Raw genomic sequence first — 26,660 nt, forward strand, 5'->3', positions numbered from 1 at the left:
ATGTAATGGCGATTGTACGATACAATCAGCTGAAGAAGTTTGTGGCGACTGATTGAGACCATCGGAAGGGACATCCACGGCGCATGGGAGAAATTGCAACAAAAGGGTGAAAACAACTCCGGAGATTCCCCCTACAGACGGACGGGCGAAGGGGCCGAGAAGCCGCTCCCAGAGCCTTTTCCGCCAAATTCAAAACGGCTGCTTACCTTTGCCCTTGAAAATCTGAATGATTCAGAAATCATGATTTTACCGAAAGGATATTGCTTGCAAAACGGGAAATATTGTCTGACAGAGGTCATCGGACAAGGCGGATTCGGAATCACTTATTCGGGCGTTTGGAACACCGAAGTCAAGGGTGAACTGGGAGCCGTAAAGACCGCCGTACCGATTTGTATCAAGGAATATTTCTTCAAAGATTACTGCTTCAGAGACCCCGCCACGATGCAAGTCCGCGTGCATTCGGAGACGGGGCGCAGGCTGTTCGACAAGTTCCGCGAGCGGCAGATCCAGGAGGCACGCATCCTCTCGGAAGTGCACCACCCGTACATCGTGAATGTCCTCGAAGTCTTCGAGGAAAACAACACGGCCTACATCGCTATGGAGCGCATCACGGGCCGATCGCTCAAGTCGTTGCTCGAAAACGAGGGGCAGCTGACGGAGCCGTGCGCACTCAAATATATCGACCAAATCGGGCGCGCGCTAGAGTTTGTACACGCCAAAAACATCCTCCATCTCGACATCAAGCCGGGCAATATCCTGATCGACGAGCACGACGACGCCCGACTGATCGACTTCGGCGTCAGCAAACGCTACGACATCGATAGTCAGGAGACAAGCACTACCACGCTGACCCTCTCGAAGGGCTTCGCCGCCATCGAGCAGTACGACAGCGACGGCCTGACGGGCTTCTCGCCCCGCCCGGACATCTATTCGCTCGGCGCCACGTTCTACAACCTACTCACGGGCTGCGTGCCCCCCGAATCCATCCTCCGTGTGACTAAACCGCTCACCGAACCTTCGCGGCTGAACGCCAACATCACCCCCCGCACCGAACACGCCATCCTGCGAGCCATGCAGGTGAACCCCGCCGACCGCTACGCGTCCGTCCGCGAAATGCTGGACGACCTCGACATCCCGCCCTATCCCGAACGAAAAGATCAGCCCGTGGCCGCTACCGGCCAAACGACTCAGCGTGCGCCACTCACGAACGACGACGAGCGGACGCAGTTGCTCACCGCCGACGTCGAAGAGACGGCCCTCCTCACTCCGGCGGAACAGCCCACCCCGGCGCGTCGGCGAAAGGGCAAACGCCGCGTATTGATCCCGCTATTGATCGGCCTCTCGGTGCTGATCGGCTGGGCCGCGTCGTACCTGATCGGCGGCAGCAAACCGGCACCAACGAACGAACCGACGGCCAACCTATTGCTGCAAAGCGACGCAGGCAGTGATCGCTCGCCGTTCGATCCGCCCACGGTAGCGCCCTCGTCGGCCGCAGACAAACAGGCGGAAAAACATCAGTCGGAGGAGAAAAAGACGGACAAGAAGACCGAGGAGAAGAAATCCGATAAGACGGAAACTACCACGCGTGACGATGCCTCATCCGAGACCTCAAACGCGCGCTACGTCGCCCTGGTCGCCTCCGGAAAGATGAAGATGGAACGCGGCGCCTATGCCGACGCCAAGCGTGACTTTGCGAGCGCGAAAGAGATCAAGGTGACCGAAGAGGTGATCCGCCTTAGTTTGGCTTGCGACGACCGCATCGAGGAGGACAACGTCCGCGACCGCAAAGCGCTCTACGAGCAGGGCATGCCCTTCGGCAGCTACACCATCGTTCGCAAAAAGCAGAACGGACGCTACGGCGCCATCGACGCGCAAGGCATCGAGCGCATCCGCTGCATCTACCTCAGTGTGGGGCGATCGGAAAACGGGCGTGCCTTCGAACGCGAAGACCACCTCTACGACATCTACAACGCCAACGGCACGATGGTAGCCCGGGGGCTCACAACGTATTGACTAAGTATAGACGCACAGACAAAGACAATGAAGAAGTGGACGGGAATGCTGTTGCTGTGGATCGCGTGCTGCCTGTCGTGGCACGCCCAAGCGCAGCGACAGACCGAATACAATCGCAAGGGCGATGAGGCCCTGCAGCGCAAGGATTATCGGGATGCCAAAATGTGGTTCGAGGAGGGCGTCTTTGCCGAATGCGACCGCTACAGCATCGACCGACTGACGACCATCTGGCTCGAAGACGAAACCATGCACGTCTCCATGCGCACGGTGATGAACAAGTGCCTCAACTGCCTCACGGAGTGGGCCACGGAGCGCGATACGTTCGCCATCGATAAGCTCATCCTTTACTACAGTCGCGGCATCGGTACGGCCGAAAACCCCGTCACGGCCGACTATTGGCGCCGACAATTAGAGATGGTTCGCCGCCAGAATCGGGGTGAAGACGAGGCGCCGACGGCTACACCCACATCAGTCACGCCCATGCGTTTCTTCTTCGGCTATCAGGCCTCACTGCTCGCACCCTTCGGTATACGCGTGGGCGGGATCGTCGGGCGGTTAGGATGGTACATCGCGGCGCAATCCAACTTCTCCTTTCAGGGCCACACCGCGACCTGTCGCACAGCCGACGGACGCTTCATCATCGAGGGTCAAAGCGGCTATTACGGATACATGGGTCGTAAGCAGGCCAATGTACTCATGGCCTCTGTCGGGCTGATGATCCGTACCCTGCCCGGCATCTACACCTCCGTCGGCGCAGGCTATTGGCAGCGTGACCTGATCCGGCAATACGGTACGGCCGACAATGCCGGAAACATCTACCAGAGAGCGTGGGCCAAAGACCTCGACGCCTCCGAGAAAGGCCTGAAGGTGGATCTCGGCGCCACCTACCTCCTACCCCGCGGCCGATACTACGTGACGGGCGAATGCACCGTCCTCAACTTCCGATACCTCTACCCCGCGCTGGGTGTAGGCATGATCTTCTGACATAAAAACGAAACAACGAGGCTCCTCCCATGAACCAGAAATATCTCCCTTACGCATTCCTCTCTCTCCTTTTTACGCTGTTCCTCACCCTGCCGTCGGCCTGCATCGACGACCCGGAGGTGGAACCCGGCATACAGAACGCCCACACCCCGCAGATGGGCGAAACCGTAACCATCAACGCCCTCACGGCATCGTCCGTCACGCTGACGGCCACCGTGGTGCAGGCGAACGGGGCTGCCGTCACCGAACGGGGCTTCTGCTGGTCAGAGCAAGCCCACCCGACGGTGGATCACCACACCAAAGTGTTCGGGAAAGGCATCGGCGAATATCAGGGCACCGTGGACGGGCTCGTCAACGGGCGCGACTACTACATCCGCCCCTATGCCCGCAACGCCAAAGGCGTAGCCTACGGTGAGGAGCGAAAGGTGCAGACCCAAACGGGCCTGGGCCTCGTGCATACCTTTATTATAGCCGACAGCACACGCGCAGCCACCGCCGTCTGCGGTGGGCGCATCGAGATCTCGGGCGAGGGCGAGATCCTGGCGCGCGGTGTCTACTACTCCACCTCGCCCGACATGAACCCGAAGGATTCGTTCCTCAGCACATTTACGGCCGACTCTTTCCTCTGTCCTATCCGCGGCCTCAGACCGTCCACTACCTATTACGTCGAGGCCTTTGTTCGCAACCACTTCGGCGTCTACAACGGCATCCGAAAGTCCTTCACCACGACCGACGGCAGGTCCGTCGTCTCCTCTTTGGCTGTCCTCCATGTGAGCTACACCTCCGCCTCCGTGTCGGCGACAGTCCTCTCAGCCGGCGATGCGCCGATCGAGGAGCGCGGCTTCTGCTGGAGCACCCTGCCTGATCCTACCCTCACCAACTCGCCCCACGTGGAGGTCGGCTCCGGCACGGGCCCCTTCACGGGACAGTGCACCGGCCTCGAGGCCAATCGCAAATACTACGTCCGCGCCTACGCGGGCAACCGCGTCTACGGATATTCCTACAGTGCGCCCGACTCCTTCACCACGCTTAGCAGTCTCCCAACCGTCGTCACGCTGCCCGCGTCGACCCTGACTCGAGGCACGGCCACACTGGGCGGACGAATCGTCTCACCGGGCCAGAGTGCCGTCACCTCATGCGGCATCTGCTGGTCGCTGACGGACGAGACGCCGACGCTTTACAACGCCGAATCGGCCGAGCTTACCCTCAGTCCGGGAGGCACCTTCACCGGACAACTCTCCGGCCTCAGGGGGGGGCGCACGTACTACATCCGCGCCTACGCCACCAACGCCGAAGGCACATCGTACGGCGAGACCGTCGTCCAACGCATGCCCTCAATCTTCCGCACCATACCGCACAACTTCCCCGGTGCAGCCCGCCTGCAAGGCACCCCGACATGCTTCGCCACGACTGATCGCGGCTACCTATTGGGCGGTGACATCGGGCCTTACTACAGCGCCGACCTCTACTACTACAGCACCACGACCAACGAGTGGCGACAAATGCTGGCCTGCCCCGCTGGTCCGCTGAAGTGGCAAACGGCCGTCACACTCGGCGGATCGGCCTACGTCTTCGGCGGCATCGACGTGAACCATCGCACCCGCAACAGCTTCTACCGCTACGACATCGCCAGCAATACTTGGTACACCATAGCCTCAAGCCCTGCGCCTGACTCGCTCTGCCTCGCCTTAGGCGTGGCCCTAAACGGCAACATCTTCCTCATCGGCGGGCGGGGCGACACGGCCACGAACCACGTCTGGGGTTACAACGTAGCAGCCTCCACGTGGATCCGGCAGCCCGACTTCCCCACGCAACACTACGGTGGCGTAGCCCTCACCGTCGGTACGATGGTCTACGCCGGCCTCGGCCGCAATGCTGACGGCTCCTTCAACCGCAACCTTTGGCGCACGATCGACCTCTCCACTTGGACACCCGAGACGGTCTGCTCCGTGGCCAACGGCGGCATCTTAGCCGGAACCACCTGCCGCAACAAGCTCTACCTCATCGATGAATCGTTCACGATCCTAGAGTATGACCCCGCCACGCACACTTGGACACGCCGCGCGCAGCTCCCGTCCGACTTCCGCGGCATCCACTGCATGTTCACCCTCAACGACATCATCTACATCGGTCTCTCACAGCAGTCCTCTACCCTTCTGGCCTACGATCCCACGTGGGATAACTGATCCCCACGCTCAAGGGGAACGGTGGCCAACTGAGCGTTATCCTGTGCGGAGGGCCGTCGAACACAGCGACGGGTTGTTGCAAATCTGCGGCAGCCAGAAATAGTGTATTTCGGCGCCCTTAAAATCTGCGGCGGCCAGAAATAGTGTATTTCGATCGCTGCAAATTCTGCGACAGCCAGAAATAGTGTATTTCAGGCGTTGTAAATTCTGCGACGGCCAGAAATAGTGTATTTATGCCCCACAAAACATTAAGTACAACGGGGAAAACGGAAAACACTGATAGACAGAGATGTGAGAAAAAGAGCCGCCAAACATTCAGTACATTTCGCTTGGATTTCGGTTGGATTCGAGGGGATGGAATTGGGGGCCTACAACGGGCGGGTTGGATTGAGACCTCCCAAAGGGCTAAAAACGCGCGAAAAGGCGCATGAATACTGATGATCTGAGGGGATAAACAAAGGCGCTCAGAGGGCTCGAAATAGGGCTAAAACGGGGTGTTCGGACGTAGGTTCGGGCACCCCTCTTTTTTTACCCCGTTTTTGGAGTTAGGGTCAAACTGGGGTCAAACTGGGGTCAAAAGTAGGGTCAAAAAATGGGGGTAAATGGGGGCGAGAATCCCCCCCTTGCGGGTTAATAATGTGTTAAGTTGTGGACTTTTCGAGGTGAGTTTTACCCCCTATTACGGCGTAGGAGCGCAAGTTGCGACAGGTGGGACGCAACAAAGGGGGCTTAAAACCAGCGTTTTAGGCCGTTTTCAGGGGGTAAAGAGGGCTTCTTAGGGCTGAGATTTTAACAGTTTGGCGGATTCTACGGGGTTTTCGGGGGGTAGAGGTGCGTGGGCAGGTTCGAGATATTGAGTATGAATATCGGGTTCCTCTTTTTTCAGGTGATCAATGCGCATCAGCTTGATCTGTCGTTCCTTATCCTCAATCTCTCTTTGCCTGGTTTCAATCTCCTTTCGCTGGGCTTCGATCTCTTTTTGCCTGGCTTCGATCTCTCTTTGTTTGGTCTCGATCTCCTTCTGTTTGGCCTCGATGACAGCACGAAAGCGCTCATTTTCAGATTCTAAGCGGCCGACTTTGACGGATAGATCCTGTATTTACCCGGATGGTGAACATGGCTTTGAACGGTGAGTTTCGCAGTGACTTGGTCAAGCGCATCCGGCAACGGGCGCTGGATATGGGTCTGAAAGAGAAAGGAAAGGAACAAGTAACTGTATTAAACTAAGGAAGTAAAGACAATGGAAACGAGCATTTTACAATGGAAAGAAGGGGCATCCGTACGGATGCAGATGATTAAGGATGAGCCGTGGTTCATCGCTAAAGATGTGTGTGAGGTATTGGGGTTGATCAAGTACAGGGATGCTTTGTCCCGTGTAGAGGATGAGGACAAAGGGGTGTCCATTACAGTGGACACCCTCGGAGGCCCTCAGGCAATGACGGCAGTAAATGAGTCTGGATTTTACTGTCTGGCTTTTCAAAGCAGGAAGCCGCAGGCACGGGCGTTCCGGAAATGGGTGACGGGCGAGGTGCTGCCGAGCCTTCGGAAATATGGTTACTACGTGGATCCGGGGGCACAGCTGACCGACGAGCAACGAGAGGAGCTGGAACGAGTGATGATGGGGCGGATGAGGCGCTACCTGTCACGGCGGGACTACATACAGGTGGCGCGCTCGACGGGTTACCCGGTGTGGTTCGTGCAGCGGGTAGTGGCTGGGCAGGCCGGCGGGCATGCCGGGAGCGTGATGCTGGCTTTGCAGGAACGGGCGCTGAAGAACTGTCGGGAGTATGTGAATCCGCTGTCGGAGGCGCGGATGACGTCCGTCATCGAACAACTGAATGGCAACGAAAAACGACGCGATGGAAACGAAGTATGAATCCGTAATCGGCGAGCTGGGCCAGCAGTTGGAGCTGGCGCGGGCGGACGCGGAACGACTGGAAGAGGAACTGATGGACGAAGCGATCGTCCAGGCGGCGCACCCGCTATATGTGGAGTTGCTGCGTGCACAGGCGCGTATCGACGCGATGAGCGATGCGATAGAATTGATCATTAACAGCTGAAAAACGAAAAGTAAAAAACGAAATGAATACGGATAAGGGTATGAGACCAGCGGATGTCTCGGAGGTGAATAGCACGCTGATTCTGCGGGCTGATGAGATGGGAAATGAGCTGCGGAAGTTGGTCAAGGAGAAAGCCGAAGATCGTGCGGCGGTGTTGGTTACGATGGATCTGATGGACGAGGCAGCGGAGGCAGAGGCTACGCTGGCGGTGTATGGCCGGGGCTACATGCTGGTAGAGCTGTGCCGGCTGATGTGGAACGATACGCGGATTGGGCCAGCGCTGAGGGTGCTTTTGATGAGTGAAATCGAGAAAATCAAGCTGAGCGATGAAAACAAGTGAATTGAGGCCCGGGGCGTGCTACTGGTACACGAGCCGAGTGGGACGAGAGAGGGTGCGCTACCTATACAGAAGGGCGGACGGCTGCTTCGTGTTCGACTCGGACGACTGGCAGTCGATCTGCATGACGGCTGAACGAGTGGAAGAAAGGATTCGGGAGGACGAGACGTGGAGGCAAACAAACTGATCATCGGAATGCCATATGTCTACCGGGCGAAGAACGGGAAGGACATGGTAGTGACGTTCACGGATCAAACCTACGACGGGCGCTATGTATTTCACACCAGAGGATGGAAATATCGGTTCGTGTTTGGGCCGGATACGGTGAAGGACAGGGTGTCGGAATCCTATGACGAACATACAACAATCGATCGGAATTGTATATGAAGGCAAGAGAATTGAGGCCTGGCGCGTGCTATTGGTACACGGGTCGGGGGCGGCGCGAAATGCTGCGATACCGATACCGGGAGCTGGATGTCTACTTGTTCGACTCGGACGAGGGGCAGTCGGTTAGACTGACGGCCGAACGGGTGGAACGATATATCCAAGGGAGGGCGTAGGGCTATGCTACGCATGTTTTTGGGTGCGCTCAGAATGACGAGCGTGGGGATGTGGCTTCGGTTCGGATGCCTCGGGGTGTTGCTCTCGTGCACCCCGACAGAGGAATGTGAGCCGGCTGTGGCACTGGTACTGTATGCCGCTTGGGTGGTTATGATCGGGCTGATCTGGTGGCGTGACCGGGAACGAATGCGGCGAATAGCTGACCACCTGGGCGAGGATTAATTGTTGCTTTGTTCAATGTCTAAACAACCAAACAACCACCCGAAATGAGTCTCGGATTTGACCAAAAACCGGTTGGAAGCCCAAAACGTGCCAAGGATTTGACCAAAAACCGGTTGGGAGCCCAAAACGTGCCAAGGATTGCACCAAAAACCGTTTTGAAGCCCAAAACGTGCCAAGGATTTGACCAAAAACCGTTTTGAAGCCCAAAACGTGCCAAGGATTTGACCAAAAACCGATTTGAAGCCCCAAACCCGCCGAGGATTGCATCAAAAACCATTTTGGAGTCCAAAACCCGGCCTCGAATGGCTCTTTCTAACCCTTATATGCCTCAAAAACTTATCCGAGAGTGATCACTGGGCGGCTGTTATGCGCTGCCCGGGTTCCCCATTTTTAGCTTTTAGATTATAGTTTCCACGATGCCTGCTTACTCAATGATAGATGGTGTGCCCGCCCTGACGGTGAACGACTGGTGCCAGTCGGGGCTAACTTATCGGCAGTATTGTTACGATCGCCGCAACGGCGACGTGAAGATTCTGCGCCGCGGGGTGCGGGGCGAGACGGTGATCGACGCGCGGTCGATCCGCCGGGCCGACCGGCTGCGGGTGATCGAAAGGGTGATGGGGCGTGTGCCGCGTGAGGAACACCGGCCGCTCTACACCGTGGACATGGATCGGGAGGCGGAGGCCTTCTTCGCTGCTTACGAAAAAGCAGACGGGACACGCCTCTCGGAAGAGACCGTCCGGCAGCTCACGGCCAAGGCCTCAATCTTCAACGCCCTCCGCAAGGGACTCGCCCGACAGACGGAACGTCGCGCGGCCAGCGGCTCCAAACTTCGGAAAGGTGCCTACTGGCAGACGATGCTCCGTTGGCACACTGACGAGTGCCGGCGGTCGGCCGAAACGTACGGCGTGGCCGTACCGGAGTACACCAACGCACGCAGCCTCGAGCGCGCCTTCCGCGCCTATGTGGCCGAGGGATACGCCGCGCTGCTGCCCCGCAACATGGGCAACGACGCGGCGCGGAAGGTGTCCCGCCGGGCTGAAAACCTGATCGTGGCGCTTTGGCGAACGAACGACAAGCCCTTCGCAGCCCGCGTGCATGAGCTCTACATGGAGTTCGCGGCGGGCGATACGGAGCTGTTCGACCGGGCGACCGGCGAGGTGTTCCGCCCCGAGGATTACCGTTACAAAGGCCGCCCGCAGGCGGTGAGCTGCTCGACCATCCGGCGGTACCTGAAAAACGTGGTCAACGAGACGGCCGTCTATGCCGACCGCAACGGCCAGTTCGACTACGCCAACTCGCAGCGCCCGAAGCATGTGCGACACAATGGCCGGTTTGCCCTCTCCAAAATCTCGATGGACGACGCCGTCCTGTCCCGAAAAAGCACCCGCGGCTGGGTGGCCAAATACCTCTGCGTGGACGTCGTCTCGGGCTACTGGTTCCGCCCGGCCTACACCGTGGGCACGCCCACGCTGGACACCGTGATGGAGGCCTTCCGCAACGTCTTTTGCGAGCTCACGGAGCTGGGTCTGCCCATGCCGGCCGAGCTGGAAGTGGAGCATCACCTGATGCAAAACATCGACTGGCTGCCCGAGGCCTTCCAATTCGTCCGCTTCTGTTCGTCGCCCACCGAGAAACGGGCCGAGCACAACATCCGGTCGCTCAAATGGGGTACATCGAAGAAGCAAGGGCACATGTGTGGCCGTTGGTACGGCAAGGCGGAGGCCTTCAAAAGCGTGCGCAACAAGGTGCACGGCGATTTTATCGACCCCACCTTTCAACCGCAAACGATCATTGCCGACGATTTGACAGACATCGAACTACACAATAACGCCTTGCACCCGCGGCAGAAAGAGTTCCCCGGGCTGACCCGCCGTGAGGTGCTTTTGAAACACGCCAACCCGACGCTGCGGCCGATCGCGCCGGAAAGGCTGTATAAACACATCGGCAACGTGACGGAAACGACCATCCGCAACAACGACTACGTGCGGGTGGCCAGCGCCGAGTTCGCCCTTGCGGACTTCGATATGCTCAGCCGCCTCCAGCCGAACGATCGGCGCGTGACGGCCTACTGGCTGCCCCAAGAGGATGGCTCAGTGCCGTGCGTCTACCTCTATCAGGGCGACGTCTACATCGGCCAGGCGACAGCTCGGGCGGAAATGGCGTACAACGAATGCGCCGCGGAACGCACTGAGGCGGACGAGGCGCGGATGCTCACGCAACATAAGCGTGCGGCGCGCTTCGACCGGATGATCCGCGAGCGGCGCCGGGAGATCCCCCAGGTGGGCCGAATCAGTAAAGAGACGGCTGAGGCCACGGCCGCGGCGCCCGTCCAAATCGTCGAAACCCGTCAGCCGATCGGCTATGAGGAAGACGAGCTCACGGCCTCGATGGAGGATTGGGCCGCCCGCGCGATCGATCAATTATGAACCAACAAAATAGAAACTACTTAACACGAATAGGACATGTTTCGACAGGATAACATTGTAGAGAATGAGCAATCATCGCCTCGCAGACAGCATATGGGTCAGCCGGCAATTCAACTAACCAATAGTTTTCCCCTTGCACCTGCCGGCAAGGGTATTTCATCAGCCGGGAAAACGACAAAAGAACTTTGGTACTCTCGACGAACTGCTTGTCGGGCAGCTCGTCAGGGATTAAGCATTCAAGCAAATAGGACTCAGTCATAGGAATAACGTCAAAACACACAAATATGAGCCTCACGAACGAATACAAAGAGAAAATCCGGGCCGCGCTGGCGGCGCGTCGGGCCAATTTCGACGGCTCGGACGCCCGCTTTGCCGCCACGCTTGGCATAGGCAGCGCGCAATACAGCCGCATCAAGCGGGGCGAGACGGTCGGGGTGCTGGCTGATGAAAAGTGGATCAGCATCGCCCGCCGCTTGGGCGTCGGCCTGACCGATGCGCCGGCATGGCAGACGGCCGAAACGCCCGTCTTCAAATACATCACGGCGCAGCTCGAGATGTGCCAGCAGAACGGCCTCTCGGCTATGCTCTGCGACCTGACCGACATCGGAAAGACCTACACCGCCCGGCAATATGTCAAAACGCACCGCAATGCCGTCTACGTGGATTGCTCGCAGGTCAAAACGCGGCAAAAGCTGCTGCGGGGCATCGCCCGAGAGTTTGGCGTGGGTAGCACGGGACGGCTGGCGGACGTCTACAACGACCTCGTGTTCTACCTCAAAACGCTCGATCGGCCGCTGGTCATCCTCGACGAGGCGGGCGACCTCAGCTATGAGGCTTTCCTCGAGATCAAAGCCCTATGGAACGCCACGGAGCACTGCTGTGGGTATTACATGATGGGCGCGGATGGCCTCAGCGAAAAGATCCGCCGGGCCATCGACAACAAGAAGGTGGGCTACGCCGAAATCTTCGGTCGCTTTGGCAAGCGCTATGGCAAGGTCGTGCCCACGGCCCGCGAAGAGGCCGAGCGCTTCCTGCAACTGACGGCGGCGATGATCATCAAAGCCAACGCCGGGGCGGATACGGACGTGAACCGCCTGCTGCGCCGCCTGATGGGCGAAGACAATACGCCATCCCTCCGACGCATAAACATCGAACTGTCGAAGGGAACTAACAACTAACAACTAAAAACGAAAAGTCCTGCCGGCCGGAGCGGTGAATCTCATCCGGCTATACCCCGGCAGTTTTTACCTTTTCACTTTTAGATTTTAGCTTATGAAAAGAGCATTGACGGCGCGCAATGTGCTGACCACAAAGTTCAACACCCTCGGGTTCGACGGTGTATGGCGCGATGCGGTGGGCGAGCCCGAACTGACGGGCAGCTGGATCATCTATGGCGACACGAAGAATGGCAAAACGACCTTCGCGATGATGCTATCCAAGTATCTGACCGCCTTCGGCCGCGTGGCCTACAACAGCGTCGAGGAGGGCAATTCGCGGACGATCCAGATGGCTGTCGACCGTGCCGGCCTGCTCGAGGCGGGTGCCCGCTGGATACTGCTCGACCGCGAAAGCAAGGATGAGCTTTGCGAAAGGCTGCGGCGGCAACGCAGTGCGGACATCGTCTTTATCGATTCCGTGCAATTCATGGATCTGAAGTTTTCGGAATACAAAGACCTCAAGCGGCGCTTCCCCACGAAGCTATTCGTCTACATCAGTCACGTGGACGGCCGTCGCCCCTCGACGCCCACGGCCCTGCGCATCCTGCGCGATGCCAACGTGGCCTTTCGCATCGAAGGGTTCAAAGCCTTCCCCACGAGCCGTTATGGCGGCGGTCGGCCGGTAGTGATCTGGGACAAAGGCGCGGATGAATACTGGGGGCGGGAGGTAAACGGAAAAACGAAAAGCTAAAAATGAAAAGTTGCCGGGTACCCGACCGGCCCCCTCCCACCGGTAGGACTTTTAGTTTTTACCTTTTAGATTTTAGTTCAAAGAATGATGAAAGCAATAGACAACGATCACCGGAAGCGGCAACTACTGAAGCGCTTCCACATGCTGCTGAACAGGGCGCGGATCGATGAGGACGGTAAGCGCGAGATCCTCGCCTCGTATGGCGTAGAGCATTCCTCGGAAATGGATTGCGCAGGGCTGGCCGACGTGTGCAGTAAACTGGCCGTGGCGATGACCTCGCGGGCGTCCGAGGCTGACCGCTGGCGCAAGCGGGTGATGGCCGCCGTGTTCGGCTACTGCCAAGCGATGGACTATGAGGCGGATGTGAATCGGGTAAAGGCCATTGCCTGTCGGGCGGCCGGGGCGACGAACTTCAACCGCATCCCGCTGGATCGTTTACGCAGCCTTTACAACGCCTTTATGCAGCGTGTAAAAGACATTGAAAAGATCGGCCGAATGGCGGACACACCTCAGGGCGGCGGGGGCTTCCTCTATGTGATGTTCCCCGACGGACGGAAAGAGATCCCCAACGCATAAGACGAAAAGAGATCCCCAACGCATAAACAGATAAACACCTAAACGCATAAACAGAAATGACAACAGTAGAAATGACGGCCGAGGAGCGGCAAGAGTTTGAGGCCTACAAACTGGCCAAAGAGAAGAAAGCGGCGGAGGCCAAACGGAAGTCCGATCGCGAAGCCTACACGGCATTGGTGGATGAGACGATCGCGGCCGTAATGCCCGAGCTGACGAATATCAGCGAGGCTATCGCCCAGAAAAAGTCGGCCGCGGCGGAGGCCTTCCGCGGGGCATTGGAGATGAAGGCGGAGCTGTTCGGCGTGAAAGACGATCAGCAGTCGCACACGTTCACCAACTCCGAGGGCACGATGCGCATCACCATCGGGCACTACATGCTCGACAATTACCGCGACACGGTGAATGAGGGTATCGCGATGGTCAAAACGTACATCGAATCGCAGGCCCGCGACGATGCCAGCCGCGCGCTGGTCAAGGCCATCCTGCGGCTGCTGTCACGCGACGAGGCGGGCAATCTGAAGGCCTCCCGCGTGCTACAACTGCAAAAGATGGCTGAGGAAACGGGCGACGAACGCTTCATAGAGGGCGTGCGCATCATCCAAGAGAGCTACCAACCCACGCCCTCGAAAGACTACATCCGCGCGGCGGTACGCGACGAGTCGGGCGCCTGGGTGGCTATCCCATTAAGCATGACGGACGTATGATCATCGCAGTAGACTTTGACGGAACGATCCACGACGGCCAGTGGCCGAGGATCGGCGAGGCGATGCCTGGGGCGCGTGAGGCGATCAACGCTCTGCGCGCCGAAGGGCACTACATCATTATCTGGACATGCCGCGAAGGGCGCCAGCAAACGGAGATGGTGAACTGGCTGCTTGAAAAGGGCATCGGCTTCGATCGAATCAATGATCATCAGCCAGATCAGGTGGCGGCCTATGGCAGCGACGCGCGCAAGGTGTATGCGCATTGCTACGTGGACGATAAAAACGTAGGCGGGATGCTCCCGTGGAAAGATATTGCCGCGTGGATCCGCCGCCAAGAAGAGGCCTACCGGAGGCGTCTTCGGACGCCGGCGAAGTTTGGCCAGGAACATGCCTGCGAAGTTTGCCGGGCGCATGCCGCTGGGAATAACACATCGGAAACGGACGACGAGGTGTAAAACAGGATGGCGGCGGGGATGATTCATATCGGGGCGGCTGCGGCCGCCGGCGAAGTTTGGCCGGGTACGCGCGGGAGCGACTTCGAAACGGTCGTATCGTGTGAGATCGGCGCATTCGGTTCCGACGTGTTGGCCTCCCTGTTCCCCGCCGCCTATCATCATAAAGACATTCGTACACTGACAAAAACGATCATCGATGAAAGACTTATTCCACGATTCGGCGCCGACTACGGCCGCCGTACGATACTCACCGGGGGGGGCAGCCATCGGGCTTGTACCCGGCAGACTTCGCCGGCGCCCGCAGGCGCCCCGTTACCTCTGGCCGGAAATGCTGCGCATTATTGGTGACGTCCGACCGCGCTGGGTTATTGGTGAAAATGTTGCTGGCATCCTTTCAGGGTGGTACAACCCGCTCACGTCGCTACGCTGGAAAGCGAGCCCGATCTGTTCGGAGCGGGTAACGAGCTTCAAACGAAATGCGGGCAATACACCGTCCACCGGATCTGCAAAGACTTTGAAGCCATCGGATATACCATCCGGCCGGTGGTTATTCCGGCTTGTGCCGTCGGGGCACCCCACAGGCGCGACCGAGTGTGGTTCCTCGCCTCCGATGCCGCCGCGGACGGTGAACATTGGGGGGCACACGATAACCTTGCCTCCGCGCCTGCTTCCAACGCCACGAGCAAGCCTCGAGGCAGCAGGGCTGAATGTGAACAACAAGAAAATGGCAGCGAAGAAGGGGGCCAGCTACTTGGAGGAAGTCGTGGCTGGGTTCGTAGTCCGCGTGGGTGTTTCCGGGATTTTCCGAATGAATCACCGGTTCGCACTGACGATGATGGGATATGCTCCGAATCACTGCGCCGCCGGATACGAGCGGATTTTGCGGACTGTCTGTCTGATGATGAAATCGAAGAAGCTATCCACCGCGCCGATAAACGATTCAACGAGGAAGCCCTAAGAGCGGCCGGCAACGCGATTGTCCCGCAAGTGGCTTATGAGATTATACGGGGGATTGTAGAGATAGAGCGGGGGGAGCATTTTCCTGACGTCAGGAAAGAAGCAGACAAGATATAAGAGTAAGATGTTATAAATTTCTTTTGATTGGGGCGGCCGGAGTCCGGGATGGATAGGCCGCCTTTGCTGTATATAGGCGGGTGACATTGTGTCTATCTTTTCACCTGCCAAATCGTCGCCCTTTCCCTCCGCTTTTGCTTCCTTTGCAAAAGCAAGGACAAGCAATCAATGATGACCGGACAGAATCAGACGAAAGAGGGGCAGAACCAGACGAAAGAGACGGAGGGAAATCCTTCCATGTGTTTGACACGGGCGGAGCGTCGCGAGGCGCGCCGCCGGCTGATGGCCGCACGCTTCTATTACTGGACGGAGGTACGCCGTCGCCGCTTCGATGATGTGATGCACATTCTGTCCGAGCATGAGTTTTTCGTAGACGAACGGTCTATTATGGACGTGCTGCGTGGGGTCAGCCACTACCTGTCTGACCTACACACCCGCCGCGAAACGGCGGCCGCCCTCCGCCGTGCTTACCCCTCGTGGAACTGGGAGGGGTAAAAAAACGCTTTCAATACCTTTTCTTATTCACCGGCCGCGTGCCGATCGACCATGCCGTGGGGGTGATGGCGGCAACCTTACGCTGAGCCACGAAGTACCCCCCTTCTACTGCGTCTGGGCCGTCGGCTGGGGCGGGGAGTCCATCATCGAAGAGCTTAAACTGTTCCTCGAGTCGCTGCATGTGGGGATTCTCTTTTTCGGCGATGTTGAAAATCAGGTTGCCCGCCCGATTGAGCGGCTCGAGGTTGCCTTCAATTCGGGCGAACTTATCCGGTTTGGCTCGCTCGTCGGGTGCGATAGAGATGATGAATTTCCGTTCGATGGCCTTTTGCAGGAAAAGCGGCTTGAAAACCTGTTCGTAGAAGGGATCCTGTAGCTTGTTATTCTCGATGTAGTTGTAGATCGTCGTACGGTCGCGGACGTAATCCTTTTGGTAGTAGTACCAATTGACGAACTCATCATTGGTGACATGGTCGAGGAAGCCCGTAATGACATACAGACGGCCATCCAAAATGCCCAAAAGCACATTCGACTTAAACGATCCGAGCGCTTTCACGCCCTTGCGGTGCGTGGTACGATTGGAGGGTGCCGGGTCGCCATAACTAATGAGGAAGGGAAACTTATTAAGCGGGGGCACGGTACCCCATGTGATCTCTTTGAAGTACGTCCCTTCAACCACCGGGTTGTTGAAGCATTCCTTTTGCACCGAGGCGGCCGACACCTGAGCGAGTACTTCATCGATCATCGCCTCTGTATTCTTTTCCGGCCAGACCGAAACGCCCTCAGCAAAGTCTCGCTTGGGGTCGGGGCGGCGGATGTCTACCATTCGGATATTGATGATGTCCCAATTCCCCAGCGGCTTATTCCGCCCGGCCAGCTCACGGGCACGCGCGCCAGCACGGGCAATGCAACAATCACGGGCGATGATATTGCCGCACCAAATAACCAACAGGGGCTCGCTGAATGAGCGTGTAAAGTAGAGGGCTTGCTCTGGTCCAGTTCCATTTGTCGGCGATGATTCCGGGGTTACGGCATTCTTCATCCGTGTCGAAATCATCGGGGGCGGCTGCGGCCGCCGGCGAATCTGGCCGGGTACATGAGGGAGGGGGAGTGGGAACAGCTCTTTGATCCATTCTGGGCGGGATGCGCCTCAGGGGCCATTGGCGGCGCTTTTCGCGTTCGGCCACGGGCATGGCGCGATCGGGGTGGCCGTTTCTTCGCGGATGGATTGCAGGTATTGCTCCCATTCCTGTAAAGCCTGTTTGTCCGTCAGCTTCATCGGAGCATCTCTTTAATGTATTGATCGAATAGGGCACTGACTTCGATGGCCTTTGTGGGATCGAAGGCGCGCAGCGAGGGTTCAGTAAGGCCTGCGATACATTGATCACATCGCGGACACCGCTGCTGGGCCCGGTGCGCCGGGTGGCGAAGTTTGACCTGTTACCTGCATATCGGTTACGCTCCGAGCCCCTTTTTACCCCCTTCCTACACCGCTAATTGTCGGAAAAACAAGTACCGACTGGCCCGGATCCCCGCGGCAAAGAACCGCCGATTTTAACCGTTAAAACCGCCTGAATCCGCGGTTCTTTACACGCCGATTTGCGGGGCGTCTGGGTGCCCTTCACCTTTGCCGCCGAACCAACGAACAACTAACACCTAACAACGAACAACTAACAACTAACACCTAAACACCTAAACACCTAAACAACTAAACAACTAAACACCTAAACAAACCAACAACCAACGGGGCTTTAGCCCCCAACAACCAACAAACATCAGTATGGACAAAGATTTAGAGATTAAGACCGTCGGGCAGAAGAAGCTCGACAACGCGATGCACGTGACCTATCACACCGAGATGCACGGCATCCTCAAATCGGCCGATCAGGCCAAGACCGGTATCCCAGCCGAGATCATGACCGACTACAACGGCGGCATCACCGAAGAGACCGAGCTCAACCGCGAGGCCCAAGCCGACGCCCTCACGGCCGAGCTCGTGAAGGCTGACACGGCCCGCGATCGCGCCGTGCAGTACTTCTTCGCCTCCGTTCGTGCCGCCCGACTCTCGCCCGACGAGGCCGTACAGAAAGCAGCCGCCGCGCTCATGCCCACCGTCAGCGTCTACAGCGGTGCACCCACCGAGGCGGCCGACCGTGAGACGGCCCTCATCTCCGGCCTTGTGGTCGACCTGAAGAAGGCGGAGCTCACGGCCCACCTCACCACGCTCCACCTTGCCGACCTGCCGGCCAAACTCGAGGCCCTCAATAAGGCGTTCTCCGACTTGGCCACCAAGCGCTCAGACGGGCGCGCGGCCACGAAGCTGCCGCTGGCCTCCAAAGTCCGCCCACGGACCGACGCCGCCTACGAGCGCATCCTCTTCACCCTGCGCTCCAACTACCTCTTCGGCTCCACGCCCATCGAGAAGCCGGCCATCGAGGCCCTTGCTGCCCGACTCAACCAGCGCGCCGCCGAGCTGGACGCCGCCTGGAAGCAGTCCGCCGCCCAGAAGAAGCGCGCGCCCCGCAAGCCGTCCGTCCCCAAGGAACCCAAGCAGCCTAAGGAGCCCAAAGACCCGAAGCAACCGAAGCAGCCCAAGGATCCGAAGAAGCCGGGCGGTGAACCCAAGCAGCCCGACCAGCCGAAGGACCCCAAGAAGCCGGGTGGTGGCTCCGGCGAACAGCCCCAGCCGGGCGGCGAGAAACCGAAGAAGCCGGGCGGCGAGAAACCGAAGAAGCCGGGCGGCGATGGCAATCCGGACATCACCCTGCCGGAGGAATAGGCGTTTATGTGTTGGGGCCTAACGGCCCTGTTTAGATGTTTAGGTGTTTAGTTGTTGAGATGTTGAATTGTTGAGATGTTGAACCACTTGTCAAACCAACGAACAAACGCCTCAACGACTCAACGGGCCGAAGGCCTCAACAACTCAACAGGTCGGAGGCCTCAACACCTAACAATGACCATGTACCCGTGTAGGGGCGGCCTCTGCCGAGGCTGGGAAGTCTGCCGGGGGCGTCTTCGGACGCCGGCGAATTTTGCCTGATACATGTAGGGGCGAATTGCATTCGCCCTCCAGACGTCCCGACAGGGACGGGCGCCAGACGCATTCATTCGGCCCCGTTGGGGGCCGTCTAATGGGGCGAATGCAATTCGCCCCTACACGGACGCCGCGAAACCCGCCGGGAATTGCGCCAAAAACCGATTTGAAGCCCGAAACCCGCCGAGGATTGGGCCAAAAACCGATTTGAAGCCCGAAACCCGCCGGGAATTGCGCCAAAAACCGATTTGAAGCCCGAAACCCGCCGGGGATTGCGTCAAAAACCGATTTGAAGCCCGAAACCCGCCGAGGATTGCACCAAAAACCGATTTGAAGCCCCAAACCCGCCGAGGATTGGGCCAAAAACACGTTTTTGGTCTGCGGCGACCCTCATTTCACACCCCAACAACGAACAACTAACACCTCAACAACTAAACACATAAACAGGGGCTTTAGCCCTCAACACCTAAACACCCCAACACCTCAACAGATAAACAAATAAACAAACCATGAAAGTACTCTTTGAAGGTACCGGGGCCATGTTTCCTGTGGCCACCGCGTGTTTCGTATTCGTTTTAATCGCCATCATCGTAGACCTCATCAGCGGCATACGGAAGGCCAAAGAGAGTGGGCAAGAGATCCGCTCGAAACCACTCAGCCGGACGGTCACGAAGTTCGTCATCTATGAGGGCGCCGTGGTCATTGCGACCATGATCGACTACATGCTGCATTTCTCGCATCTGTTTGTATTGATGAAGCTGCACCCCATCGTAGGGTTGCCCGTCATTACCTGTCTGATGAGTGTCTTTCTCTGCATCATCGAGATTCTCAGCGTACGCGAAAAGGCCGACGAAAAGACCCGCCGCCGCTCTGAGGCTATCGTGCAAGCCGTGATTGAAGCCCTTGGAACGGATAACCTCGCCGAGATTCTACGGAAGAAGGCAGATGACACCTTGCATGGCCACCAAGCGCCCCCTCAACAACCCAACAAATAAACGATTCAACAACCAACAAATGGCAGATATACACAGATTAGGCGCCTTCATCCGGCACTTTGAGGGCGGCTTCGCTAATGATCAGGACGATCCGGGCGGCCCCACGATGCGCGGCGTGACGATCGCCACGTATGAACACTATTGCCGCCTCCGGGGCTATCCGCGCCCCACGGTGGAGCGCCTGCGCAGCATCTCGGACGAGGAGTGGTGGAACATCCTGCGCACGCTCTACTGGGATCGCTGGCAGGCGGATCACATCGTAAACCAATCGATCGCCGAGCTGCTCGTAGACTGGGTCTGGGCCTCGGGCTGGCCCGGTGTGCGCATCCCGCAGCGCCTCCTGGGCGTACGCGTGGACGGCCGTGTGGGCCCCGAGACGCTCCGCGCCGTGAACACCTACACGCCGCAGCGCAAACTCTTCGACCGCATCATGCGCGCCCGGGAAGAATTCATTGACGAGGTCTGCCGACGCCGCCCCCGGAGCATGAAGTATCGCCGCGGGTGGCTACGCCGGCTGCATAGCATCACCTTTGAAGAGCAAGCCCGATGAGCGCCGAAGAGTTCGACAGCATAGCCTTCACGCGCCGTCATGTGGTGCGCCTTATGGACGGCCGCGAGTACTCCATCGAAGCCGTGGACTTCGAGCAGCGCGAGGTGAAATATTACAGCGAGAGCGACTTCCCCCACTGGGTGAAGCTGAAGCGCATCGCGGCGGTGCTGAAAAAGGAATACGATACGACATGAAAAAGAGGCAAGACGATTATGAGGCCTTTGTGGCCAAATTTGAGCGCAAACGCACCTCCGACGATTGCTACACGCCACCCGAGGTGTACGACATCGTGCGCGGCTGGCTCGGCGAACAGGTCGACCTCGCCGACGCCCAGATCGTACGCCCCTTTTGGCCGGATACGGATTACCGCGAAGTGGAATATCCCGACGGGTGCGTCGTGGTGGACAACCCGCCGTTTTCGATTTTCGCCGAGATCGTACGGTGGTACTTAGAGCGCAGCGTACGCTTCTTCCTGTTCGCTCAGCATAAGACGATTTTGGGTCTCGATGCGCCCTACACACGCCTCGTTTGCGGCGCAGGTGTGATCTATGAAAATGGGGCAAACGTGGCCACCTCTTTTGCCAGCAACCTGTTCGGGGACACGCTGGCCATGTCCGTGCCCGATCTTTATGAGCGCCTCACGACGGCTGTGCGTAGCAAAGATCCTTTGCCGCGTTATAGCTACCCCTCGCATTTGCTGACATTCTCCGATCTGGCCCGCTGCGCCAGCCACGGCGTAGCGCTCTCAATCCCTCGCGGCGAGGCCACGTTTGTCCGCCGTTTGGACAGCCAGCAAGCGGTGAAAAAAGCTATCTACGGCGGTGGCTTTTTGCTGTCTGACCGACAAGCCGGCCGCATGGAAGAAGCCCTTCGTGAGGCCGACCGCCTTAAAGCCGAAAAGGCTGCCAGCGTGACGTGGGCGATCTCCGACCGTGAGCGCGAAATCATCGCCCAGCTGAGCGCCGGGCAGGCTTAGTTTTTCACTTTTCGTTTTCACTTCTTTCCCCATGTTTCTGACCGTCGACGAACTTTATACCCACCTGCATGACGAGACGGTGGCCGTCATTAGCCGCGACACGGAGGCCATACCCGTGGCCGCCATCGATGCTGCCATTGCCGAGGCCAAAAGCTACTTGCATGACTTCGATACGGCTGCCATTTTCTCAGCTGAAGGTGAGGCGCGCAATGCGCTGTTGCTGCTATTTGTCAAAGACATTGCCGTGTGGCACTTTGTGAACCTCGGGAATGCCTGTATCGATATGGAACTGCGCGAAAAGCGCTACGACAGTGCCATCGCGTGGCTGCGACTTGTGCAAAAGGGCGATCTCTCACCAGACCTACCCCCGCGCACCGCTGAGCCCGGCAATGAGTCGCCGATCGGAAAGATCCACTTTGGCAGCAATCCCAAGCGCGGCCAGCATTATTAAGCTGTTTAGGCCTTGCGGCCTGTTTAGTTGTTGGGGGCTTCGCCCCGTTTATTCGTTGAATTGTTCAACAACTAAACAACTAAACAACTAAACAATTCAACGATTCAACACCGATTAAACGCCATTTAATGAGCAATAAAACGAAGCATAAACAGGCCGCCGCTGGCCCTATCTCTACGCAGATCATTGTGCAGCCTGTGGTGCGCACCGTCCACGATGTGGCCGCGTGGCGTTCCGCACTGCGTATGGCCGACAACGGTAACCGTACAAAGCTCTACGACCTGTATAGTGACATCCTGCTGGATGGCGTGCTTGCCGACGCCATCGATAAACGTATCGACGCCGTCAAAGACGCCGATCTGTCGTTCACGATCGACAACAAAGACGTGGATGTGATGTATGATCTGATGGATACGGTCGAGTTCGAGGAATTGATCGGCGAGATTATGATGGCTAAATTCTGGGGTATCTCCGTCGATGAGTTCGATTTTGACGAGGATCGAACCTTCCGCTTTACGTCTATCAATCGGAAGCACATCCGCCCGAAGTTGAAAGAGATCGTAAGGCAGCAGACGGACGACCGCGGCATCTCCTACGCTGGTGATGATCGGGTCATTCAGTGGGGCAAAGACGACGATCTCGGGCTACTGCTGAAGGTCTCGCCATTGGTCATCTACAAACGCGGCGGATTTGGCGACTGGGCGCAGTTTGTCGAGCTGTTCGGCATGCCCCTTCGCATCGGCAAATACAGCGCAATGGATGAAGCCAGCCGCCGCGAATTGATCCGTGCTTTTGAGACGGCCGGATCGGCACCTTATCTCGTTATCCCCAAAGAGACGGAGGCCACGCAGGAAGCCAACGCTGCGTCTGGCAACGGACTTCTATATAAAGAGTTCCGGCAGGCTTGCACGGAGGAAATCCTGATCACCATTTTGGGGCAGACGATGACCACCGTAGACGGCAGTTCGCTGGCGCAGGGACAGGTGCACATGGCTGTTCAAGAAAAGAAGCACCGTGCCGATAGGCGGTTCGTGGAGCGCATGCTCAATCGCTATTTCGTGCCCATGCTCATCCGCCGCGGCTATCCGATCACCGGCGGAAAGTTCCGCTACATGGATGCCAAACGCGAGCTCGAGGTGCCCGAGATCATCCAACTCTCGGACATCCTACCCATCCCGCAGAGCTACCTGCATGAAAAGTACAACATCCCTCTACCTGAGCCCGGAGAGCCTATCGCCCGCCGACAGGCGCAGCCGCTGTTTGGGGTGCCTGATGGGTCGCAAGAGGATGATGAAACGGACGAGGGAGACGCGCCCGACAAAGGCAAGGCGGATGCGCCAGAGTCTGACAAAAAGGCAGCGGAGGATGATGCGCCGACAAGTCGTAAAGTGAAACATGCGGATCGCGACCGCGGCAACTTCTTTACCCGGTTGTTCGATTTTTTCGTCCCCGCCCGGTCATACGGCCGGGCGACATCCGACATCCTCACACTCTCGGAAGCCACGCTTGCGGATGCCCTGATCCGACAGACGATTGAGACAAAGGGACGTGCCTATTTCAGCGCCGACCTGTTTGCCTACACCCACACGGAGCTCATCCGCGGACTGCGAAAGGGCTATCGCCGCGCGGACGTCCGGCTGGCTGATAGTGGCTTTGTCTACAATGCCAACGATGATGCTTACATCACCGCCTTGGAGCAAAACCTGTTTCATTTCTCAGCCGCCAAAACACTGGCTGAGGTAAGTGAGTTGAACCGTCTGTTCCGCGAGAGCAAGGGCTACAGCGATTTCAGGAAGAAGGCCAGAGCGCTGCTAAAGGTCTACAATGAGCAATGGCTGCGCACGGAGTACAATACGGCCGTATCCGTGGCAGAATCGGCAAGCACCTACCGGCGATTGGTGGTACAGGCAAACATCTTTCCGTTTTGGGAATACCGCACCGTGGGCGATAATCGTGTTCGTTTGGAGCATCAGGCCTTGGAGGGGCTGACCTTGCCGACAGATGATCCACGCTGGCAAAAGATTATGCCACCCAATGGATGGAACTGCCGTTGCTACATTACCCCCAGAATGAGGCATGAAGGGGTAAACGTCGACTTTGGAGCCATGCAAAAGCGATGCGATGATTACCTCGAATCGCCCGAATGGAAACAGTGTGAGGCGCAGGGATTCGGCATCAATCGTGCGAATGAAGCCGAGGTGTTTACGGCTAATCAGATGTACATTCATAAGTTCCCGAACATGTCGAGTAAGACCCTCGAAAAAATCACTCCGCAAGAGTGGGGTGTCCGTGAATCCGTCGACACGCTGAAACGGGAGGCAGAAAATGAAGTGCCCAAATATGAAGGTTCGGCAGATGAATGGTTCGAAGCTAATAAGGTAGTCGAAGACGGAACGGAACTTTTGAAGGTGGAAGACTACATCGGCCGCGTGTGGCAGATGGCAAAGGCGGCATTTGTCACACATTCAACGAACGCAGTTAAGAAGCGTGGTTTCCGCACTGAGTTTTTGAATGCCATCCGAGAGGTTGCCGCTTCGCCTGATGAAGTATGGCTGGCACGTGAGCGGAAAGATCGGATCAATAAGGTAAAGGCATTGAACAACTACGTGATGATCAAATATTATAAGGACATCGCGTTGGCCGTAGTGGGGAAGCTCGAAAAATCAAAGTTGACTCTCAAATCATGGTATGTGCTAAGGGATAAAGCGCCGCGCCGTGGGTTGCTGATTAGGAAACGCCCGAAAACAAAATAAGCCGGATTGCTCCGGCTTATGGGGATTGGTCTGCGGGCACGCTGTGAATCCAGTCGGCGAAAGCCTCATCATCCCCGAGATGCCTATAGCCTTACCCGCGACCGCAAACTTCAATGCAAATATACAACGAAACAGGGAACAGAATATGGATATAGATGAGTTCAAGAATTATTTGAAGGCTTTACCGGAAAAGATTTTGAGCACTGCGCCTGCCATTGTGTCAGAGACAGCGGTAGAGTATTACAAAGAGCGCTTTGCGGTGAAAGGGTTCGATGGATCTCCGTGGATACTAGGCAGACCGAAAAAGAGCGGCTCCCTATTGGTGCAAAGCGGTAATCTGATGAATAGTATCCGTCCCGCCTACGTGGGGCCGGATAAGGTCGTCATCTCAGCCGGTAATGCCCAAGTGCCCTACGCACAAGTGCACAATGAGGGGTTCGAGGGGGATGTGGCTATACAGTCCTACGTGCGCAGCACGAAGGGCAAAGCGAATAAGAAAAAGGCGGATGCCGGCGACGCCCCGGGCACGGTAAAGGCGCACACGCGTCACATGAATATCCCCAAGCGGCAATTCATGGGCTATTCTCGAGACATGGCCGACCGCATCAAAAAGCGTCTCGATGAGGCCATCGATGGCATACTGTAATCAAATAGAATAGAGGCAATGAATAAGGAACTGTTTATCGCTTTATGCGACCGAATCGGGCAGTGTGTGCCCGAGATTCGTTTTATAGACTTCGACCGCGGGCAGCTGAGCGCATCCGGCGAACGCCCGCCCGTGGAATGGCCTTGCTGTCTGTTGAGCATCGACTACACGAATTGCCGTGACCTTGCCGTGGAAGTGAATACGCAATTGGTAATGGCTGACATCACCCTACGCGTGGCCTTTCCACCGGCTGGCGAAACGCACAACCACGCCCCTGAAAAGGTGCGCGACATGGCCCTGCAAATGCTCGACACGGTGGAAAAGCTACACGATGCCCTCCAAGGTGAGACGCTGGGCGATACGGTTTCCACCCTCAGCCGCAGCCGTGCCACAATGCAGACACGCAGCAATAAGATCGTCGTGTTCAATCTGATCTACTCGACGACCTTCCAAGAAGTAAAGTAGACAATCAAAAGGGGTGAAAATACCCCCCTTCGAGGTGTGAAAGGGATACAAAAAACGGGGCACGAAAAACACGCCCCGTTTTTGTACTTTTTGATTGGAAACCTTGTACTTTTTGATTGGCGGATTATATATAACGACGTCCTTCAGAACATAGAGGGAAAACTGGCCTTTCGGATCATTCAGGCCATCCGCCGCCAAGTGGGGGACACAGACGAAAAGGAGGCAAAGCCATGCAGGTAGTTAACCAAGGCGCATCGGCCACCTTCAACCTGAACTTGAAGAAATGCAAGCGCTTCATCGACTTCTCCAAGGTAACTGACCTCACCGTGGCCCTGCTATGCGACAACATGAACGTCCGCACAGAGCTGAACCCCGGTGAACATTTCCGCGTGAGTGGTGACTGCCTGACGCTGCTCTTGGACAAGACGCTGACCGTCCGCGTGGGGAAATACAAAGTGCTCGTGCGTGGCAAGTATGAGGGAGAGTGGATCGCCTTCGATCCCTACGCCTTCGTCATCGTTCGCACCCCCGCGCCTTCCGTCTACGAGACCACGCGCTACGGCATGACGGGCCATTTCGAGGTCAGTGTGGCCTTCGGCGACAGCGCTGGTGAAGAGGTCGACCCCGTCTTCCAGAACTCCCCCGCCGGCAACATTCGGCAAGAGGACATCGACGAATGGAACACACCGCCCAGCACCCTCTCTGACGCTGAGATCGACGCGATATGTAAGTAACCAAGGCAACGGTTAATATTTGGTGAGTAGCTGGGGCAGCTTCGGTCGCCCC

At 57.4% G+C, this 26,660-nt stretch carries 31 protein-coding genes; 29 read left to right on the forward strand and 2 right to left on the reverse strand.

The genetic code is table 11. The features are described 5' to 3' along the window. Positions 1-240: 240 nt before the first annotated feature. From C7123_RS00395 to C7123_RS00475, 19 genes are all read left to right on the forward strand, one after another. Positions 241-2,013, forward strand: a complete 1,773-nt coding sequence (locus tag C7123_RS00395; RefSeq protein ID WP_069175381.1) for a serine/threonine protein kinase — start codon at positions 241-243, stop codon at positions 2,011-2,013. Between the two features lie 27 nt (positions 2,014-2,040). Then, positions 2,041-2,997, forward strand: a complete 957-nt coding sequence (locus C7123_RS00400; protein ID WP_069175382.1) for a hypothetical protein — start codon at positions 2,041-2,043, stop codon at positions 2,995-2,997. Between the two features lie 29 nt (positions 2,998-3,026). Continuing rightward, positions 3,027-5,183, forward strand: a complete 2,157-nt coding sequence (locus tag C7123_RS00405; RefSeq protein ID WP_107490549.1) for a Kelch repeat-containing protein — start codon at positions 3,027-3,029, stop codon at positions 5,181-5,183. A gap of 859 nt (positions 5,184-6,042) precedes the next feature. Further along, positions 6,043-6,252 carry a hypothetical protein gene (locus C7123_RS00410; protein ID WP_109187366.1) on the forward strand — a complete coding sequence of 70 codons (210 nt, stop codon included), beginning with the start codon at positions 6,043-6,045 and terminating at the stop codon, positions 6,250-6,252. A 171-nt stretch (positions 6,253-6,423) separates the two neighbouring features. Continuing rightward, the gene (locus C7123_RS00415) at positions 6,424-7,059 is read left to right on the forward strand and encodes a BRO-N domain-containing protein (protein ID WP_083206879.1); all 636 of its coding nucleotides are present in this window, start codon (positions 6,424-6,426) and stop codon (positions 7,057-7,059) included. Beyond that, the gene (locus tag C7123_RS00420; RefSeq protein ID WP_159049774.1) at positions 7,022-7,243 is read left to right on the forward strand and encodes a hypothetical protein; all 222 of its coding nucleotides are present in this window, start codon (positions 7,022-7,024) and stop codon (positions 7,241-7,243) included. Before C7123_RS00415 ends, C7123_RS00420 begins: the two co-directional genes overlap by 38 nt. A gap of 40 nt (positions 7,244-7,283) precedes the next feature. Then, positions 7,284-7,583, forward strand: coding sequence for a hypothetical protein (locus C7123_RS00425; protein WP_159049775.1), 300 nt, complete (start codon positions 7,284-7,286; stop codon positions 7,581-7,583). Next, positions 7,570-7,767, forward strand: coding sequence for a hypothetical protein (locus tag C7123_RS12760; RefSeq protein WP_109187367.1), 198 nt, complete (start codon positions 7,570-7,572; stop codon positions 7,765-7,767). Before C7123_RS00425 ends, C7123_RS12760 begins: the two co-directional genes overlap by 14 nt. A 196-nt stretch (positions 7,768-7,963) precedes the next feature. After that, positions 7,964-8,140, forward strand: a complete 177-nt coding sequence (locus tag C7123_RS12765) for a hypothetical protein (RefSeq protein ID WP_159049776.1) — start codon at positions 7,964-7,966, stop codon at positions 8,138-8,140. A 4-nt stretch (positions 8,141-8,144) separates the two neighbouring features. Further along, on the forward strand, positions 8,145-8,363 hold the full coding sequence (locus C7123_RS00435) for a hypothetical protein (protein WP_069175390.1): 219 nt from the start codon (positions 8,145-8,147) through the stop codon (positions 8,361-8,363). A gap of 416 nt (positions 8,364-8,779) precedes the next feature. Beyond that, positions 8,780-10,792, forward strand: coding sequence for a hypothetical protein (locus C7123_RS00440; RefSeq protein ID WP_159049777.1), 2,013 nt, complete (start codon positions 8,780-8,782; stop codon positions 10,790-10,792). A 284-nt stretch (positions 10,793-11,076) separates the two neighbouring features. Next, on the forward strand, positions 11,077-11,970 hold the full coding sequence (locus C7123_RS00445) for an ATP-binding protein (protein ID WP_069175393.1): 894 nt from the start codon (positions 11,077-11,079) through the stop codon (positions 11,968-11,970). Positions 11,971-12,064: 94 nt separating this feature from the next. After that, complete coding sequence (locus C7123_RS00450; RefSeq protein ID WP_069175178.1) at positions 12,065-12,700, forward strand: P-loop NTPase family protein; 636 nt, start codon at positions 12,065-12,067, stop codon at positions 12,698-12,700. A gap of 87 nt (positions 12,701-12,787) precedes the next feature. After that, positions 12,788-13,276, forward strand: a complete 489-nt coding sequence (locus C7123_RS00455) for a hypothetical protein (RefSeq protein ID WP_159049778.1) — start codon at positions 12,788-12,790, stop codon at positions 13,274-13,276. A 56-nt stretch (positions 13,277-13,332) separates the two neighbouring features. After that, positions 13,333-13,980, forward strand: coding sequence for a DUF3164 family protein (locus tag C7123_RS00460; protein WP_069175395.1), 648 nt, complete (start codon positions 13,333-13,335; stop codon positions 13,978-13,980). Then, entirely contained in the window at positions 13,977-14,435 is a 459-nt protein-coding gene (locus C7123_RS13175) for an HAD family hydrolase (protein ID WP_069175396.1), read from the forward strand. Before C7123_RS00460 ends, C7123_RS13175 begins: the two co-directional genes overlap by 4 nt. A gap of 18 nt (positions 14,436-14,453) precedes the next feature. After that, the gene (locus C7123_RS13180) at positions 14,454-14,783 is read left to right on the forward strand and encodes a hypothetical protein (protein ID WP_216820858.1); all 330 of its coding nucleotides are present in this window, start codon (positions 14,454-14,456) and stop codon (positions 14,781-14,783) included. A 51-nt stretch (positions 14,784-14,834) separates the two neighbouring features. After that, positions 14,835-15,509: a DNA cytosine methyltransferase gene (locus tag C7123_RS00470; RefSeq protein ID WP_069175398.1), complete on the forward strand. Its 675-nt coding sequence runs from the start codon at positions 14,835-14,837 to the stop codon at positions 15,507-15,509. A 171-nt stretch (positions 15,510-15,680) separates the two neighbouring features. Next, positions 15,681-16,004, forward strand: coding sequence for a hypothetical protein (locus C7123_RS00475; protein ID WP_159049779.1), 324 nt, complete (start codon positions 15,681-15,683; stop codon positions 16,002-16,004). A 10-nt stretch (positions 16,005-16,014) separates the two neighbouring features. Here the strand turns inward: C7123_RS00475 and C7123_RS00480 are convergent, their stop codons facing one another. After that, positions 16,015-17,046, reverse strand: a complete 1,032-nt coding sequence (locus tag C7123_RS00480; RefSeq protein ID WP_216820859.1) for a hypothetical protein — start codon at positions 17,044-17,046, stop codon at positions 16,015-16,017. A gap of 108 nt (positions 17,047-17,154) precedes the next feature. Beyond that, on the reverse strand, positions 17,155-17,283 hold the full coding sequence (locus tag C7123_RS13435) for a hypothetical protein (RefSeq protein WP_257791033.1): 129 nt from the start codon (positions 17,281-17,283) through the stop codon (positions 17,155-17,157). A gap of 501 nt (positions 17,284-17,784) precedes the next feature. Here C7123_RS13435 and C7123_RS00485 point away from each other — a divergent pair. The 10 genes from C7123_RS00485 to C7123_RS00535 all read left to right on the forward strand — a co-directional run bounded on the left by C7123_RS00485 (position 17,785) and on the right by C7123_RS00535 (position 26,608). After that, positions 17,785-18,783, forward strand: coding sequence for a DUF6261 family protein (locus C7123_RS00485; protein ID WP_069175401.1), 999 nt, complete (start codon positions 17,785-17,787; stop codon positions 18,781-18,783). A gap of 764 nt (positions 18,784-19,547) precedes the next feature. Then, entirely contained in the window at positions 19,548-20,033 is a 486-nt protein-coding gene (locus C7123_RS00490; protein ID WP_083206880.1) for a phage holin family protein, read from the forward strand. Positions 20,034-20,052: 19 nt separating this feature from the next. After that, positions 20,053-20,583, forward strand: a complete 531-nt coding sequence (locus C7123_RS00495; RefSeq protein WP_069175403.1) for a glycoside hydrolase family 108 protein — start codon at positions 20,053-20,055, stop codon at positions 20,581-20,583. Then, on the forward strand, positions 20,580-20,777 hold the full coding sequence (locus C7123_RS00500; RefSeq protein WP_083206881.1) for a hypothetical protein: 198 nt from the start codon (positions 20,580-20,582) through the stop codon (positions 20,775-20,777). Before C7123_RS00495 ends, C7123_RS00500 begins: the two co-directional genes overlap by 4 nt. Next, positions 20,774-21,559, forward strand: coding sequence for a hypothetical protein (locus C7123_RS00505; protein ID WP_083206882.1), 786 nt, complete (start codon positions 20,774-20,776; stop codon positions 21,557-21,559). Before C7123_RS00500 ends, C7123_RS00505 begins: the two co-directional genes overlap by 4 nt. A 31-nt stretch (positions 21,560-21,590) precedes the next feature. Continuing rightward, complete coding sequence (locus C7123_RS00510; protein WP_037996522.1) at positions 21,591-22,010, forward strand: phage protein Gp36 family protein; 420 nt, start codon at positions 21,591-21,593, stop codon at positions 22,008-22,010. Between the two features lie 128 nt (positions 22,011-22,138). Further along, on the forward strand, positions 22,139-24,763 hold the full coding sequence (locus C7123_RS00515; protein ID WP_069175404.1) for a phage portal protein family protein: 2,625 nt from the start codon (positions 22,139-22,141) through the stop codon (positions 24,761-24,763). 145 nt (positions 24,764-24,908) lie between these two features. Continuing rightward, on the forward strand, positions 24,909-25,409 hold the full coding sequence (locus C7123_RS00520; RefSeq protein ID WP_069176373.1) for a phage virion morphogenesis protein: 501 nt from the start codon (positions 24,909-24,911) through the stop codon (positions 25,407-25,409). An 18-nt stretch (positions 25,410-25,427) separates the two neighbouring features. Then, on the forward strand, positions 25,428-25,874 hold the full coding sequence (locus C7123_RS00525; RefSeq protein WP_069175405.1) for a hypothetical protein: 447 nt from the start codon (positions 25,428-25,430) through the stop codon (positions 25,872-25,874). A gap of 230 nt (positions 25,875-26,104) precedes the next feature. Beyond that, the gene (locus C7123_RS00535) at positions 26,105-26,608 is read left to right on the forward strand and encodes a hypothetical protein (RefSeq protein ID WP_069175407.1); all 504 of its coding nucleotides are present in this window, start codon (positions 26,105-26,107) and stop codon (positions 26,606-26,608) included. Positions 26,609-26,660 lie beyond the last annotated feature (52 nt).

Origin of the sequence: Tannerella serpentiformis (assembly GCF_003033925.1) — a bacterium.
Lineage (GTDB): Bacteria > Bacteroidota > Bacteroidia > Bacteroidales > Tannerellaceae > Tannerella > Tannerella serpentiformis.